The sequence below is a fragment of the Streptomyces graminilatus genome (assembly GCF_001418565.1).
In the GTDB taxonomy this organism is placed as follows: domain Bacteria; phylum Actinomycetota; class Actinomycetes; order Streptomycetales; family Streptomycetaceae; genus Streptomyces; species Streptomyces graminilatus.
This window is the reverse complement of sequence record NZ_LIQQ01000223.1, coordinates 1-14,930: the sequence shown is the minus strand read 5'-3', so window position 1 is coordinate 14,930 and position 14,930 is coordinate 1. Positions and strand designations below refer to the sequence as shown.

Genomic DNA, 14,930 nt, shown 5'->3' with positions numbered 1-14,930 from the left:
TGTCAATTACCTGCGAGGTAGTGAAATCGGGGATTGCCCGATTGTCATGGTTCGTCTGCCCGGTCGGGCACCTGTTGCACGGTGAATCGGCCAAGGTTATGTACGCTATATCTGCGTCCCCGCACCCAAGGTCGTTCATCTGGCCGCCCGCGCCCTGTTTGGCGGGGTGTGCGACCTCGCGTGGACGTTATTCGGGGCTCGCCCGGAAGCTTGACCAATAATCGCCCCCCACCCGAACCACCCCTTGCCTTCGGCTTGGCCTTTCGCATTAATTAATACGGTGACGGGGTGCGCTTCTCGTGCGTGATCGGAGAACAGTGGTGCTTCAGCGAGTTGATTTCGACGAGCGGTCTGCGGCCTTCAGCCACCGCTCGCCTGATGGATACGCGAACCCAACAAAAATCCAAGAATCCAAAGGGGCCATAAGTTTCCGGCTCCTCGGCCCACTGGAAATCCGGGCCGGCGACCGGGTCGCCACGCTCGCGGGCGACCGGCAGCGGACCCTGCTGGCGGTCCTGCTCATCGCCGGCGGACGGGTGCTCCCCGTCGAGCAGTTATACGGCGAGCTGTGGGGGGAGACGCCGCCACCGACGGTGGGCAACTCCCTCCAGGCCCACGTGTACCGGCTGCGCCGCACGCTGCAGCAGCTCGGGGATCCGGGCACCGGCCCCCAACTGGTCACCCGTCCCTCGGGATACGTACTGGATCTGAACGGGGCCACGGTCGACACCGGCGCGTTCCTGCGGTCGATCGCACGCGCCAGAGCCCACATGCACGACGACCCGGTCCTCGCCCACGCCCTGTTCGAGGACGCGCTGGCCGGGTGGCAGGGCGACCCGCTCCAGGACGTCGTCCAGGGTCCGATGTGCCGCAGCGTCGCCCTCCAGTTGAAGGAGGAGTACCTCACCGCGCTGGAGGACCGGCTCTCCCTCGGCATCGACATCGCCGACCCGGTGCGCATCATCGGCGAGCTCAAGCGGATGAGCGTGGCCCATCCCTGGCGCGAGCGCATCACCGAACTGCTCATGCTCGCCCTGTACCGGGCCGGCCGCCAGGCCGAGGCGCTGGAGACCTACAACAGCGCAAGGCGCAGACTGGTCGACGAACTCGGTATCGAGCCCTCGGTCCAGCTGCGCCAGCGACTGCGGGAGATCCTCAACCAGGTGCCCGGAATGCGCGGCCACCCGGCCGCGCACGGATCCCGGATGCCGGGCACCGACTCCGATCAGCTCGTGGTGCCCCCGCCCGGCATGATGCGGGCGAAGCCCGCGTAGGGCACCAGCGCCTCGGGCAGCCGCACCGAACCGTCCGGCCGCACATGCTGTTCGAGGATCGCGGCCACGGTCCGGCCGATCGGCAGCGCCGAACCGTTGAGCGTCACGACGGGTGCCTTCCGGGAGCCCGGGCCACCGTGCCGGATCCCGGCCCGCCGCCCCTGGAAGTCACCGCAGTCGGACACCGAGGAGATCTCCCGGAAGGCCCCGCCGCCCGGCAGCCACACCTCCAGGTCGTACGTCATCCGGGCGGAGAACCCGAGGTCCCCGGCCGGCAGCATGACCACCCTGTACGACAGTTCGAGCGCCCGCAGACACGCCTCGACGTGGGTCACCATCAGCTCCAGCTCGCGCCGCGCGTCGTCCGGCGCGCACAGGCGGACCAGCTCCACCTTCTCGAACTGGTGCAGCCTGAGGACACCCCGGCTGTCCCGGCCGTAGGAACCCGCCTCGGCCCGGAAACACGGCGTCTTGGCCGTCACCGCGAGCGGCAGCTTGCCCGCGTCGAGCAGTTCGCCGGCGAACAGGTTCGTCAGCGGCACCTCGCCGGTCGGAATCAGCATCAGATCCCGGTCCCCGACCCGGGTGGAGAACAGGTCCTCCTCGAACTTGGGCAACTGCCCGGTGCCCGTCATCGTCTCCCGGGTCACCAGATACGGCACCGAGTACTCGGTGTAGCCGTGCATCCCCGTGTGCATGTCCAGGAAGAAGTCGGCCAGCGCCCGCTCCAGCCGGGCACCCGGACCCCGGGCCACCGAGAACCGGGCGCCCGACAGCTTCGCCGCGCGCTCGGCGTCCAGGATGCCGAGCGTCGCCCCGACCGCCGCGTGGTGCCGGGCCTCGTCGGCCTGGACCGGCGGCGGGCCGCACCGGCGGACCTCCACCGCCTCCGCCTCGGTCCGCCCCTCCGGGACCTCGTCCAGCGGGATGTTCGGGACCGTCAACAACAGCCCGGTCAGCCGCTCCCGGACCTCGCGGAACCGGGCCTCGGCCCGCTGCACCCGCTCCCGGAGCAGCCGCGCGGCGGCCCGCCGGTCCTCCGTCGAGGCCGCCCCGGCCTTCGAGGAACGCTTCAACTCGGCCCGGGCCAGGTCGACTTCGATCGCCGCCTCGGTCCGTTCCCGGTGCAGCGACTCCAGTTCCTCCAGCGGCAGCGCGTATCCACGCCGGGCCAGCCGGGCCACCGCCTTGTCGCCCAGCGTCAGCAGTTCACGGACATCGTGCATCGCTCACCCCTACCTGTGGGATACCTGTCGGATCTGTTGGAACCTGTCGGATCACTCAGACCTGTCGGATCTGTCAGACCTGTTGGATCTGTCAGACCTGTTGGATCTGTCGGGCGTGCAAAGTGCGGTGGCGCCGGCCTGCTCCCGCCGGCTCAGGCCGCCGCGATGACCAGTACGGTGTTCTGGCCGCCGAAACCGAAGGAATTGCTGAGCGCCAGCTCGGCCCGGGTGGCGGTGGCCGCCGTGGCGACCTCGATGTCGAGCCGCGGGTCCAGCTCGGACAGCCCGGCGGTCGGCGGCACCACCCCCTCCTCCAGGGCCAGCACCGTCAGCGCCGCCTCCACCGCGCCCGCCGCGCCGAGCAGATGACCTGTCACCCCCTTGGTCGAGGTGACCAGCGGGCTCCCGGTCAGCACCCGGCCCAGCATCTGGCCCTCGGCCAGGTCGTTGAGCGGTGTCGACGTGCCGTGGGCGTTCACGTGCCCCACGTCCGCCGGGGCGGCGCCCGCGTCCGCGAGCGCCGCGCGCACCGCCGACTCGGCGCCGACCCCACCGGGGTGCGGGCTGGTCATGTGATGGGCGTCGGCGGTGGCGCCGTACCCGACCACCCGCCCCCGGACCCGGGCGGACCTGGCCCGGGCGTCGGCGACACGTTCCAGGACCAGCACCCCGGCCCCCTCGGCGGCGACAAAACCGTCCCGGCCGACGTCGAAGGGGCGGGAGGCGCTGTCCGGGTCGTCCTCACGTCCGGACAGCGCGCCCATCCGCGCGAACCCCGCCATCACCAGCGGCGTGATCATCGCCTCGCTGCCCCCGGCCAGGACGATGTCGCAGCGGTCCAGGGCCAGCAGGTCCCGGGCGGTGCCGATCGCCGTCGCCCCCGAGGCGCAGGCGGTCGCCACCACCAGGTTGGGTCCGGTGGCACCGAGCATGATCGCGAGCTGCCCGGCCAGCATGTTCGGCAGTTGCATGGGAAGCAGCAGCGGCGAGACCCGCCGAGCCTCCTCGGTGATCAGCACCAGGTGCTGTTCCTCCACGGTGCCGGGACCGCCGTCGGCCGTCCCCATGACCACACCCACCCGGGCGCCGTCCCAGGAGGCCGGGTCAAGACCGGCGTCCGCCACCGCCTCCTGGGCCGCCACCAGCGCGAACTGTACGAAGCGGTCCAGCCGCAGGGCCCGCCGGGCGCCGAGCAGCGCGTCGGCGTCGAAGCCCGGCACCCGGCAGGACAGCCGTACCGGGTTGTCCGCCAGCAGCGGATCGAGCGCGGCCGTCGGCCGCCCGGCGAGCACCGCCGCCCAGGTGGCGGCGGTGCTCGTCCCGGCCGGCGTCACAAGTCCGACGCCGGTGACCGCGATGTCGGCGACGGTCATGCCGCGGTGCTCCGCTCCTCCATCAGCCTCGCCATGTCACCGACGGTCGCCGCTTCCAGCAGTTCGTCGTCGCTGATGGCCAGTCCCAGTTCCTTCTCCAGGACCATGGACAGCTCCACGACGGCGAGCGAGTCCAGATCGATGTCGTCCCGGGTGGCGTCGGGTACGACGCTCGACGGGGTGACCTTGAGCTTGCTGACCAGCATCTCCTTGAGGACCTCGAACACGGTGTCTCCTTCGGGTGGGTACGGAAAATCGGATACAGAGGGTCGGTCGGTGCGGGTACGGAGGGTCAGACGGGTTTGACGTCGGGCCAGACCAGCGCCGTCGCGCCCCAGGAAAGGCCGCCGCCGAACGCGGTCAGCAGCAGCCGGTGACCGGCCGTCAGGGTGCCCTCGGCGGCGGACTGGGCGAGCAGCACCGGCAGCGACGCGGCCCCGGTGTTGCCGACCCGCTCGATGTTGGACAGCCGGCGCTCGGGCGCGATGCCCAGGTCGTCGGCGACGGTGGCCAGGATCCGGGCGTTCGCCTGGTGCGCGGCGAACCGGTCCGCGTCCTGCGGTCCGGCCCAGCCGGCCGCCTCGGCGGCCTGCCGGGACGAGGCGGTCATCCGGTCCACCGCGTGCCGGTACACCTCGCGTCCCGCCATCCGGAAGAACTCCTCGCCGGGCGCCGGAGCCACCCCCGAGGAACGCTGCCGGGAGCCGCCCGCCGGCACCTCGATCAGCCGGCTCAGCCCGCCGTCGCTGCCCAGGACCACCGGGCCGATCGCGCCGGGCTCGGCCGGATCCCCGGCGCGCAGGACGACCGCGCCCGCGCCGTCGGCGAAGATCACCGCGGTGCCCCGGTCGGCCGGGTCGATGATCGTGGTGAACGCGTCGGCGGCGATCAGCAGCACGCGCTCGGCCGTACCGGAGGCGATCAGCCCGGTCGCGGTCGCGAGCCCGTACAGAAAGCCGCTGCACACCGCCGACACGTCGAACGCGGCGACCGGGCCGAGCCCGAGCCTGGCGGCCACCGCCGGAGCGGTGGCCGGACAGGGCTGGTCGGGCGTGGTGGTGGCCAGGACCACGGCGTCGGCCTCGCAGCCCGCCGAGTCCAGCGCCCGCCGGCCCGCCTCCACCGCGAGGTCGGAGGTGGCGGTGCCGGGGTCGACCACGTGCCGGGTGGCGATCCCGGTGCGGGACCGGATCCACTCGTCGGAGGTGTCGAGGCGGCGGGTCAGGTCCTCGTTGGTCACCACGTCCGGCGGCAGATGACAGCCGAGCCCGGCGATCACCGCGGTCCGGCCGGCCGCCGCGCCGCTCACGCGGCGCCCGCCGGGCGGCCGCCCAACAGCTCCGGCGGCAGCCCCATGTACGCCATGCGGACCTCTGCCATCTGCTCGGTCCACCGGTCCGCCATGTCGTAGCGCTCGTCGGCGGTGGTGTCGAGCATGCGCACACCGGGCCAGATCTCGTAGTCGCCGATTCTGTCCGCGTGCTGGGCCATGCCCTCCTGGAAGAGCTTCTCGCGGTGGATGACGAACTCCCGGTCGGGGACCTCGTCCCACATCCGCACCCCGGCCTGGATGATCTCCACGATCCGGTCCCGGGACTCGGGGTGCGCGGCCAGATGGTCCTTCAGGATCGTGCTCGCCACTGTCAGGTGCCGGATCTCGTCGATCGAGGTGCCACGGGAGATCTCGCTGGTCGCCGGGGACAGCGGGCTCCACTTGCGCTCGCTCAGCTCGGCGGCGGGCGCGAGCACGCCCTCGATGACAATGGCGAACACCGCCACCCCGCCCGCGAAGTCCTTGCGGTCCCGGACGATGTCGAGGGTGAAGTCCACGACCGGCTCGAGCACCCGGCGCCGGTAGTCGTAGGACATCTCCTCGATGTCCCGCAGCAGGGTCGCGGCCGGCATGCCCAGCTCGACCAGGTGCTCGCGGAACACCCGCGCGTGCCGGGCCTCGTCGAGCAGCTGGGTCGCGTAGAACTCCATCTCCGGGATGCCCGGGGCGATCTCCACGTACGGGGCGAGCAGCCGGGTGGCGATCTCCTCGGAGACGCCCCGGTAGCCGAACTCCAGGATCAGCGCCTCCCGCAGCGGACCGGGCTCCTTCAGGAAGTCCGGCACCTTCGCGTCGACGTGATGCCCCGTCACACCCCGGTCCTTCAGCGTGCCCTGGGCGACGGACGTGATCCAGTAGGCGAGATCGCACTCCTCGGGGCCGAGGGTGAGCTGCATGGCGCCGTCCAGCAGCCCGGGAGCGGTGTCCCAGTCGGCCTCGCGGGCGACCGTCGCGGCGGTGTCGTCGATGTTCACAGCGTTGCCGTCTCTTTCGGATGGAGGGTCGGGAGATCCGGTACGCGCGGCAGCTCCGGGTCCGCCGCGCCCGTGCGCAGTTCGCCGTCGTAGCTGAGCAGCGGGTGCCCGGTCAGGCCGGTGTGCGCCCGTACGACCAGGCCGAGCAGCACCTCGTGGTCGCCGACGAGAAAACTGCCGCGCACCCGGCAGGAGTAGTGCGCCAGCGCGCCGTCGAGCAGGGGCGCGCCCGAGTAGCGGTCGGTGCGCCAGGCGAGCCCCTCGAACGGGTCGTCCTCCGCCGGGTGGTCCCGGTCGGCGAACCGCCGGGCCAGCGCGCGCTGTCCGCCGCTGAGCACGTTGACCGCGAACCGCCCCTCGGCGAGCATCAGATGGGCGAGGTCGGAGCCCTCCGGCAGGCTCGCGGTCAGCAGCAGCGGGGTCCGCGAGACGGTCGTGAGGGTGGACACCGTCGTACCGTGCGTCCGCCCGTCGTGACACACCGTCAGTACGGTGACCGGGGCGGCCAGCCGTCCCACCGCCGACGCGGTGGCGGCCCTCATCGGACGGCTTCCCGTGGCAGCGGGCGCGGGGCCGTCGGGACGTGTCCGACAGGAACGGTCTCGCCGTCGTGCGCGGTGTGCCCGGCCGGCTTCGGATGGGCCAGGCCCAGGTCGTCCAGCAGCCGCAGATAGCCCGGCTGCCGCACCGGCTCGAAGGGCAGCGCGAACGACTTCATGAAGTTGCCGAACAGACCGCGGTCGCCGCACAGATGGAACGGGATCGCCAGCAGCGCCCACTCCGGCCCGATCAGCCAGCACCACAGGCCCACCACCGCGCCCTGGGTGATCAGACTGTGCATCACGTTGTACATGACGTAGTACACCTTGGGTATCGGCCGCCCCTTGGCGCGCTTGAAGGCGAGCGCGCCCGGGATGTAGCCGAGGAGGTCGATGTAGAGGAACAGCCCGATGAACGGCAGCCACCGGATGTCCCCGAAGTTGGCGATGATCAGCCCCGTGGACACCCCGAGGCCGACCAGGTACTCGGCGCGGTGCAGGGAGTACGTACGCGGTGTCTCGAACGGGTTCGCTTGGTCCATGGTGATCCGTCTCCTCAGGCGGTGGTGGTCACTTCGGCCGGTGCGCCGGCCAGGCCGGGGTCGTCGTCGAGCACCTCACTGCCGGGGTACATCCCGGTCACGGACCAGGCGACCGTCTCCCGGATGACCCGCTCGGCGATCGGGTCGAGGATGCCTTCGAGGCTCGGGATGCCGAAGTCGAACTCGGCGGTGAAGGACACCGCCACGTCCGCGCCCAGCTGGGTGAGCTTCCAGGTGCCCTGGAAGGAGTCGAAGTCCCCGTCGGTCTGCTCGAAGCGGATCTCCAGGGCGCCGAGGTCGAACTCGTCGCGCTCCGTCCAGCGCAGCAGTCCGCTGCGGAAGTGCAGCTCCCAACTGGAGGAGCAGTCCGGGTCGGGGTGGGTGGCGTGCACGATGGTCGACTCCACGTGCGGGGCCAGCTCGGGGAAGCGCTCCCAGCGGCCCACGGCGAGAAGGACGTCGGTGGCCTGCTCGGCCCGGACCAGCACCTCAAGAGAAACCTGTCGCATGGTCGCTACTGCCTTTCCGGCATCGTGGCGGAACCGCTGACCAGGTCGCGGGTCGCCTTGTCGAAGGAGCTGAGCAGGTGGTCCACATCGGCGTCGGTCATGATCGCGGGCGGGGTGAAGCGCACCACCGAGCTGCCGCCCATCGAGTGGTTGGCGACCACCCCGTGGTTGAACAGTTCGATCAGCAGCTCGCCGGCCAGCCCCGCCTCGACCAGCTCGACCCCGATCAGCAGCCCGCGTCCGCGTACCTCGACCAGGAGGCCGGGCAGGTTTCGCTTGGCGATCTCCGTGATCCGGGGCAGGAGCCGGGCGCCCAGCTCCATCGAGCGGGTGACCAGCCGCTCCTCCTTGACCGCCCGGATCGCGCCCTGGACGGCGGCCATCAGCAGCGGCTGCCCGGAGAAGGTCCCGGTGTGGATGTAGGGGTCCTTGTCGAACGGGCGGAACGCCTTGCGGGTGGCGACGACCGCCGACACCGGGGCGACACCGCCGCCGAGCGCCTTCCCGGCCAGCAGGACGTCCGGGACGATGCCCTCGATGTCGGCGCCCCACCACTCACCGAGCCGCCCGAATCCGGACTGCACCTCGTCCAGGATCAGGAATCCGTCGTACTCCCGGACGAGCGCCTCGACCTGCCGGAGGAAACCAGCCGGCGGGATGATGACCCCGCCCTCGCCCTGCACCGGCTCCAGGATCACGCACACCTCGCCCGGATGCGCGGCCAGTTGCTCGCGCAGGGCGTCGGCGTCGCCGTACGGGATGTGGGTGAAGTCGGGGAGCATGGGGCGGAAGGGGTCCTGGTAGACCTTCTTCGCGGTCGCCGCCAGGGCGCCCATGGTCTTGCCGTGGTAGCCGCCGAGCATCGCGACCGTGTGCCGACGGCCGCTCGCCCGGGCCAGTTTGAGCCCGGCCTCGACCGCCTCCGTGCCGGACACCGCGAAGTGGACGCGGTCCAGACCGGCCGGCATCACCGAGACCAGCGCCTCGGCGGCCTGGGCGACGGTGGGCTCCAGCAGGATGCGGGTGGCCGCCGGGTGCCGGTGCAACTGGCGTTCGACGGCCTCGATGACGAGGGGGTGGCGGGCGCCCATGAGGAAGACGCCGTAGCCGCCCGCGTTGAGGAAGCGCTCGCCGTCGCTGGTGGTGAGCCAGGCACCGGAGGACTCGACCTCCATGTGGCTGCCGAACAGCTCGGCGACGGTGGCCCGGCCCTTGCTCAGGTGCGCCCGGTACAGATCGAGGCATTTCTCCTCGGAGATGGTCTCCGGGGGCTGTGCGGTGGTGGTCATAGGGGGACTCCAGTGACGCCGGGACGGGGGATGTGTGCGGTCATGACAGTTCCAGGGCGCCGCCGCCGAACCACTGGAGCAGCGGCTCGGCCGCGGACGCGCGGCCCGGGGGGTGGAAGGCGAGCGGGCGTACGGAGTCGGCGAGCCGGGTGTGTTCGCCGTTCCGGATGAAGTCGATGCCGCCCAGCAGGTCCAGGGCCTGGTCGGCGGCCTGGACGAGGGTCTCCTGGGCCGCGTACCGGGCGACGAGGATGTCGGCCACGGCGGCCTCACCGCCGAGCCCGTCCCGTACGGCCCGGGCGACGCCCTCCAGCAGGGCGAACGCGGACTCGACGCGGACGGCGAGGGCGGCCCGTTCGCCCGCGCTGCCGCGCCCCCGCTCCAGCACGGTGGCGGCGAGAGCGGTCGCGGCGCCCGCGTAGCCCGCGGAGATCAGCAGCTCGAACCAGATGAACCCGGTCGTCTGCAGGTCGTCCAGCAGATGCGGCTCCTCCGGCAGGGTCCGTACGACCATCTCGCGCGGCACGAACACATCGGTGAGACGCACCTCGTCGCTCTCCGAGGCGGCCAGCACCTCGTTGCCCCAGAACGGGTGCACCGACAGGCCGGGGGAGTCGGCGGGCACCAGGGCCAGCGCCAGCTCCGGGGTGCCGTCGAGGCCGGGCACCGCGATGCTCGCGGTGAGCACGTCCATCGAACGGGCCAGGCTGCACGGCTTCTTGGCGCCGTTGAGCAGGTACCCGCCCTCGGTCTCGGTGGCCGTCACCGAGGGGATCAGGATGTTCTGCTGGGTACGGCCCTCCGCCCAGCCGGAGGCGAGCAGCAGCCGCTCCGAGGCGATGCCGTGCAGCAGCTTGGTCTGGTCGGGCGTCAGCCGGCCGGCGCCCGAGGCGAGTCCGAACATCATGGCCACGGTGAAGTGGTGCATCGTGGAGGCGGCGGCGAGCGAGGGCGACACCGCGCCCACGGCCCGCTGCACCCGGACCGCGTCCAGGACGTCGGCGCCCTGTCCGCCGTACTCGACGGGGACCAGCAGACCGGCTCCGCCGTGCTCGCGCAGCAGCGCGACCGCCGGTGAGCCGGTCGCCTCGCGTTCGGTGAAGGGCAGGGACTCCAGAGCGGCGAGAAGGCCCGGCTGGTGGCGTTCGCACACCTCTCGGGCGGTGGTGAGGGAGCGCATGGGGGATCTCCTACGGGGGTGTTCGTACGGGAGGGTCACCCGTACGGGAGGGGCATCCGTACGGGAGGGTCAGGAGCCGAAGACCGCCTCGTGCGGGCTGACGTCCCGCGCGATGCTCACCCCCTGGAGGTGCGAGGTCTTGAGCATCGGGTAGTTGGCCTCGCCGAAGGCGCCGCCGGTCAGCCCCGTGCCGCCGTGGCTGGGCAGATAGGGCAGGAAGCCGATGTGCGAGTCGTTGATCTTCAGCAGGCCGCCGTTGCCGATCCGGTTCACGAACGCGTCGATCACCTCGGGCGCCTGCGCCCACAGCGAGTTGCGCAGCCCGTACTCGTTGGAGTTCATGAAGCCGATCAGCCGCTCCAGGAGCTCCTCGTCGGTGCCGGGCTCCGCCACCACGATCGGCAGCAGCGGGAAGAACGTCTCGTCGCGCACGACGTCGTACTTGCGGGCCTCGGTCAGCCCCTCGACCCGCAGCACCGTCGGCTGGAGGAAGACGCCCGTCTCGGACGGGGTGCCGTCCACCTCGGCGCGGCTGCCGCCGGTCACCAGCTCCGCGCCCCGGTCCATCGCCTGCTGGAGCAGCGCGAAGAACCGCTCGCTGCGCCGCACCGGCGACAGCAGCACCTCCGGGTCGTCCGGATAGCCGGGCCGGATCGCCGCCGCCCGCCGCCCGACCTCGGCGACCAGCTCGTCCGCGATCTCCGGGTGCACCAGCACGTAGTTGGGCACCATGCAGATCTGGCCGGAGCCGTAGAACGCCTCCGAGATCGCCTGGGCGGCCCGCACCGGGTCGGCGTCCCGCCACACCACGATGCCGTCGTTCCCGGCCAGTTCGAGGATCGGCTTCTTGCCGCGCGACACGCACTCGTCCTGGAAGCGCAGTCCCTCCTGGCTGCCGCCGATGTAGAACACGTCGTTGATCAACGGGTCCTCGAGCCAGCGGTCCAGCGTCTGGCGGGGGTTGCCGCAGATCGCGTTGAGGGTGCCGGGCGGGGCGCCCACCTGGTCGAGGAGCGGTGCGACGACGTCCCGCATCAGCCACATCGCGCTGAGCGCGATGCTGCGCGGCGCCCGTACCACCACCGCGTTGCCCGCCATCACCGCGAGCACGGCGAGGGCGGCACTGGGCGCGGGCGCGTTCTGCGGCGGGTGGAAGCCGACCACGCCGTCCGGCTGCCGCCGTACGATCAGCCGGCGCGGCCCGTGGTCGAACTCCGTGTGCATCTGCTGCCGGTACCAGTCGAGGCTCTCCTCGCTGTACACCTGGAGCAGACAGCTCAGCTCCCAGCGGGCGAGCTTGATCGGGTGGCCCTCGGTCATCAGCATCTCGGTGAACTCGTCCTGCCTGCGCAGGAGTTCCTCGCGGAACAGGGTGCCGAGCCGCATCCGGACGTCGAGCGGGACGGCCGCCCAGAGCGGTGCCGCGGCGGCGGCCGCCGCGGTGGCCCGGTCGATGTCCTCGTCGCCCGCGACCGCGCACCGGCCGGCGACGTACGGGTGATTCGCCGTCTCCGACTCCGGATTCCGTTCGAGTTCGCGTTTCAGGCTGACGCTCGTGAAAACGTCCTCAAGCAGGGAACGAGCGCTGACCGTGTAGACCCAGTGGTCGCTCTTCACGTCCTCTCCGCCAATGTAGAGCTGATAGCTGCGGATTTCCGGTGCATACATCGGCCGCTCCATGGATTACGCCTCCATATTGCCGTGAATTTCCTTTGTGCAGCCTGTCCTTAAAACACTCTTCCAGCGTTCTCTGATACGGTCCTGATGCGCGGCTGACCCTGATCTGACATGCGCGGACTCCAGGTCCTGAACCTCTTTCGGCAGCGAATTGAAGTCTGCTCTACTCTTCTCATGTCAGACACACTTCTGCACGCCATCAAGAACTGGACAGAGGCAGAGAATCCCAGCGCTTTTCTCGCCATGAACGAGGACAAGGAGGTTTTCACCAGGCCCGGCACGGAAGGCGTCGTGCTCTACCGGCGGGCGGGGAAGTACCTGGTGCAGTTCGGGGGCCCCTTCGCCCCCGAGGAGTCCTACGACGTCCTCCTGGACGCCTTCCGCGAGCACGCCCGGGACCAGGGGCTGCGGGTGGTGGGCGTGCAGTTGCAGGCCTACGACGCCGAGCGGTACGTCCGGCACGGGTTCACCGTCAACCAGATCGGCGCCTCCTGGGCCGTGGCCTTGCCCGAATTCAGCCTGCGCGGCACCAAGTTCATGCAGTTGCGCAACAAGATCTCCCGGGCCCACCGCAACGGATTACAGGTGGAGGAGGTGCCCGCCGAGGGCCGGCATGACGCCATCGAGCGCATCGACCGGGCCTGGCTGGGGTCGAAGGGCGAGAACGTACGCCCCCTGGAGTTCCTCGTCGGTGAGATCGGCGGCCCGGCGCAACAGCACCGCAGGCTCTTCCTCGGCACCATCGAAGGGGAACCGGTCGCCTATATCTCGTACTCCCCGGTCTACGGCAGCCGTGCGGGCTGGATGCACGACCTCAGCCGCCGCCTGCCGGACGGCTCGCCCGGGCTGATGGAGGCGGTCAACGCGGCGGCGATCGAGACCTTCCGCGCCGAGGGCGCCGAATGGCTGCACTTCGGCTTCACCCCGTTCACCGGGCTCTCCCCGGACGCCGAACTGCCCGGCCACAGCCCGGCGTTCACCTGGCTCATGCAGTTCCTGTGGGCCGAGGGCGCGGCGCTGTACCCGGCCCAGACCCAGCTCGCCTACAAGGAGAAGTGGGGGCCCGACCTGTCGATTCCCGAGTACGTGGCCTTCGAGGGGCAGGCCTCGCTGCCGTCCTTCGCGCACATCTTCCGCGCCTGCAACTCGTTCTGACCTGACCCGATCCCAGGAGACACGCATGTCCATCGAGACGCCCACCGCGGGGCCGACGCCCACCGCGATGACGACGAAGAGCACGGACGAACTGCGCCACTCCATGGTGGAGTTCCTCATGGCCGTCATCGGCGCCCCGGACGACGAGGAGATCGCCCGCAACGCCGACGACGTGGTCCGCATCCTGGACGCCCGCCTGACCGGGGAGCAGCGGGGCTGACAACTCGACTCCACTCGACTCCACGCGATTCCGCTCGATTCCGCTCAACCCCACGACGACATCCGCGCGATGTCCGCACCGACAGAAGTGGCGGCGGGACCCCGATGGCATGGGGCCCGCCGCCACTTCCGTTCTTCCGTTCTTCAGGTCTTCCGTTCGGCTCAGCGCGTGGGGAGCTGGTCCACCGGCCGGCCCGTCGTACGGTCCCCGAGCACCGCCACGTCCAGCGCGAGCAGCGCCATCGCGCCCGCGATCACCGTGAACAGCAGTCCCGCCCCGCCCGAGTCCAGCAGCGGCAGCAGCAGGAACGGCAGGGCGGCGGCGGTCAGTTTGGACAGGGAGTAGGCGATCCCGGAGGCACCGGCCCGGATCGCCGTCGGGTACTGCTCGGCGAGCAGGACGTGCGAGCCGGCCGAGAAGACGTTGCTGAGCAGCGTGTAGGCGAACCCGAAGGTGACCACCCAGCCGGTCGACCCCGCGAAGGCGAACCCGAGCCCGGCCGCCGCCATGGCGCACGCCGACCCCGCCACCAGCACCTTCCGCTCGACCCGGTCCATCAGGGTCGCCGCCAGCAGCGAGCCCACCGGGTACCCGAAGAAGGACACCGCGGTGTAGCCGAGGCCCGCCACCACGTCGTACCCCTTGGCGGCCAGCACCTGCGGGGCCAGGGTGCCGAAGCCGTAGTAGCCGACCGTGGACAGCAGACAGAAGACCCACATCATCACCGTGCGGCGGAGGTAGGCCGGCGAGAACAGCGCACGGAGCATGCCTCGCGCGCGCACGGGCGCCTTTTCGACGGCAGCCGCCGGGGGCCCGGTGGTGACGTAGGACGGTCCCGCCTCGACCTCCAGCCTGGCGGTGATCACCTCCGCCTCCGCCGTACGGCCGACCGCCGCGAGCCAGCGCGGCGACTCGAACAGGCCCCTGCGCAGCACCCACACCACCGCCGAGCCCAGCGCGCCGAACAGGAACAGCCAGCGCCAGCCCGCGATGCCCAGCGGGCTGAGCGGCACCAGCCACACCGCGAGCAGACCGACGGCCGGGACCCCGCAGAACCCGATGGTGTACGTCCAGGCGATGAGCCGGCCGCGGTGCCGGGCGGGCAGGACGTCGGTGAGGTAGCTGTCGGTCAGCGACTGCTCCGCGCCGATGCCGATGCCCACCACGAAGCGCAACGCCACCAGCCAGGCCACCGAGGGCGCGAAGGCGCCGGCCAGCGAGGCGCCCGAGTACAGCGCCAGGTTGAGCAGGAAGGCGTGCCGCCGGCCGAACCGGTCGGCGAACCGGCCCAGCACCACCGCCCCGAGGAACTGGCCCAGGAACGCGGACGCCAGGACCAGTTTGAGCGTGGTGCCGGTGAGGGCGAAGTCCGCCTGGAGCACCTTGGACAGGACACCGGACAGGTTGTTCTCGTACATATCGAACATCAGGCCGACGCCGATGACGCCCGTGAGGCGGTGATGGGCCGGAAGGACGGGCAGCCGGTCCAGCCGGTCGCCGATGGACAGACGGTGGCCGCCGGGCGCCGGGGCCGGGACCACCTTGGCGGTTTCTTCGGACATGGGGGGGAGGTGCTCCTCTCGGACTCTGGGGAGTTGGCGGGCCGGGGCGTGGGGGAAGCCCTGGCCCGCCTGGGGAA

15 protein-coding genes are annotated in these 14,930 nt (G+C 71.1%); 3 read left to right on the top strand and 12 right to left on the bottom strand.

The window, feature by feature from the left end:
- Positions 1-320 precede the first annotated feature (320 nt).
- Entirely contained in the window at positions 321-1,274 is a 954-nt protein-coding gene (locus AOK08_RS19710; protein ID WP_241827012.1) for an AfsR/SARP family transcriptional regulator, read from the top strand.
- On the opposite strand, the gene serS is transcribed toward AOK08_RS19710, so the two are convergent.
- The 11 genes from serS to AOK08_RS19655 form a co-directional block, all read right to left on the bottom strand.
- Positions 1,226-2,500, bottom strand: coding sequence for a serine--tRNA ligase (gene serS / locus AOK08_RS19705; protein ID WP_055527631.1), 1,275 nt, complete (start codon positions 2,498-2,500; stop codon positions 1,226-1,228). The two genes, AOK08_RS19710 and serS, sit on opposite strands and share 49 nt — an antisense overlap.
- Positions 2,501-2,652: 152 nt before the next feature.
- A complete protein-coding gene (locus AOK08_RS19700) occupies positions 2,653-3,873 on the bottom strand; it encodes a beta-ketoacyl-[acyl-carrier-protein] synthase family protein (RefSeq protein ID WP_055527628.1) in 1,221 nt (406 codons plus the stop codon).
- Positions 3,870-4,100 carry an acyl carrier protein gene (locus tag AOK08_RS19695; RefSeq protein ID WP_055527626.1) on the bottom strand — a complete coding sequence of 77 codons (231 nt, stop codon included), beginning with the start codon at positions 4,098-4,100 and terminating at the stop codon, positions 3,870-3,872. The genes AOK08_RS19700 and AOK08_RS19695 overlap by 4 nt, the downstream gene beginning before the upstream one ends.
- Before the next feature lie 65 nt (positions 4,101-4,165).
- Positions 4,166-5,182: a beta-ketoacyl-ACP synthase III gene (locus tag AOK08_RS19690; protein ID WP_055527623.1), complete on the bottom strand. Its 1,017-nt coding sequence runs from the start codon at positions 5,180-5,182 to the stop codon at positions 4,166-4,168.
- Positions 5,179-6,102, bottom strand: a complete 924-nt coding sequence (locus AOK08_RS19685; RefSeq protein ID WP_241827013.1) for a ferritin family protein — start codon at positions 6,100-6,102, stop codon at positions 5,179-5,181. Before AOK08_RS19685 ends, AOK08_RS19690 begins: the two co-directional genes overlap by 4 nt.
- Before the next feature lie 74 nt (positions 6,103-6,176).
- On the bottom strand, positions 6,177-6,722 hold the full coding sequence (locus AOK08_RS44745; RefSeq protein ID WP_063794090.1) for a flavin reductase family protein: 546 nt from the start codon (positions 6,720-6,722) through the stop codon (positions 6,177-6,179).
- Positions 6,719-7,261 (bottom strand): hypothetical protein, encoded by a 543-nt coding sequence (locus AOK08_RS44740; RefSeq protein ID WP_055527622.1) that lies wholly within the window; start codon positions 7,259-7,261, stop codon positions 6,719-6,721. Before AOK08_RS44740 ends, AOK08_RS44745 begins: the two co-directional genes overlap by 4 nt.
- Positions 7,262-7,275: 14 nt before the next feature.
- A complete protein-coding gene (locus AOK08_RS19670) occupies positions 7,276-7,770 on the bottom strand; it encodes a type II toxin-antitoxin system RatA family toxin (protein WP_055527620.1) in 495 nt (164 codons plus the stop codon).
- Positions 7,771-7,775: 5 nt separating this feature from the next.
- A complete protein-coding gene (locus AOK08_RS19665) occupies positions 7,776-9,059 on the bottom strand; it encodes an aspartate aminotransferase family protein (RefSeq protein WP_055527617.1) in 1,284 nt (427 codons plus the stop codon).
- A gap of 40 nt (positions 9,060-9,099) precedes the next feature.
- Complete coding sequence (locus tag AOK08_RS19660; protein ID WP_055527615.1) at positions 9,100-10,239, bottom strand: acyl-CoA dehydrogenase family protein; 1,140 nt, start codon at positions 10,237-10,239, stop codon at positions 9,100-9,102.
- A gap of 69 nt (positions 10,240-10,308) precedes the next feature.
- Positions 10,309-11,907, bottom strand: a complete 1,599-nt coding sequence (locus AOK08_RS19655; protein ID WP_079054140.1) for an aldehyde dehydrogenase family protein — start codon at positions 11,905-11,907, stop codon at positions 10,309-10,311.
- A 183-nt stretch (positions 11,908-12,090) separates the two neighbouring features.
- On the opposite strand from AOK08_RS19655, the gene AOK08_RS19650 reads away from it, so the two are divergent.
- Positions 12,091-13,071 carry a bifunctional lysylphosphatidylglycerol flippase/synthetase MprF gene (locus AOK08_RS19650; RefSeq protein WP_055527609.1) on the top strand — a complete coding sequence of 327 codons (981 nt, stop codon included), beginning with the start codon at positions 12,091-12,093 and terminating at the stop codon, positions 13,069-13,071.
- 25 nt (positions 13,072-13,096) lie between these two features.
- Positions 13,097-13,291: a hypothetical protein gene (locus AOK08_RS19645; protein WP_055527607.1), complete on the top strand. Its 195-nt coding sequence runs from the start codon at positions 13,097-13,099 to the stop codon at positions 13,289-13,291.
- Between the two features lie 161 nt (positions 13,292-13,452).
- On the opposite strand, the gene AOK08_RS19640 is transcribed toward AOK08_RS19645, so the two are convergent.
- The gene (locus tag AOK08_RS19640) at positions 13,453-14,853 is read right to left on the bottom strand and encodes an MFS transporter (RefSeq protein ID WP_055527605.1); all 1,401 of its coding nucleotides are present in this window, start codon (positions 14,851-14,853) and stop codon (positions 13,453-13,455) included.
- Positions 14,854-14,930: the final 77 nt, after the last annotated feature.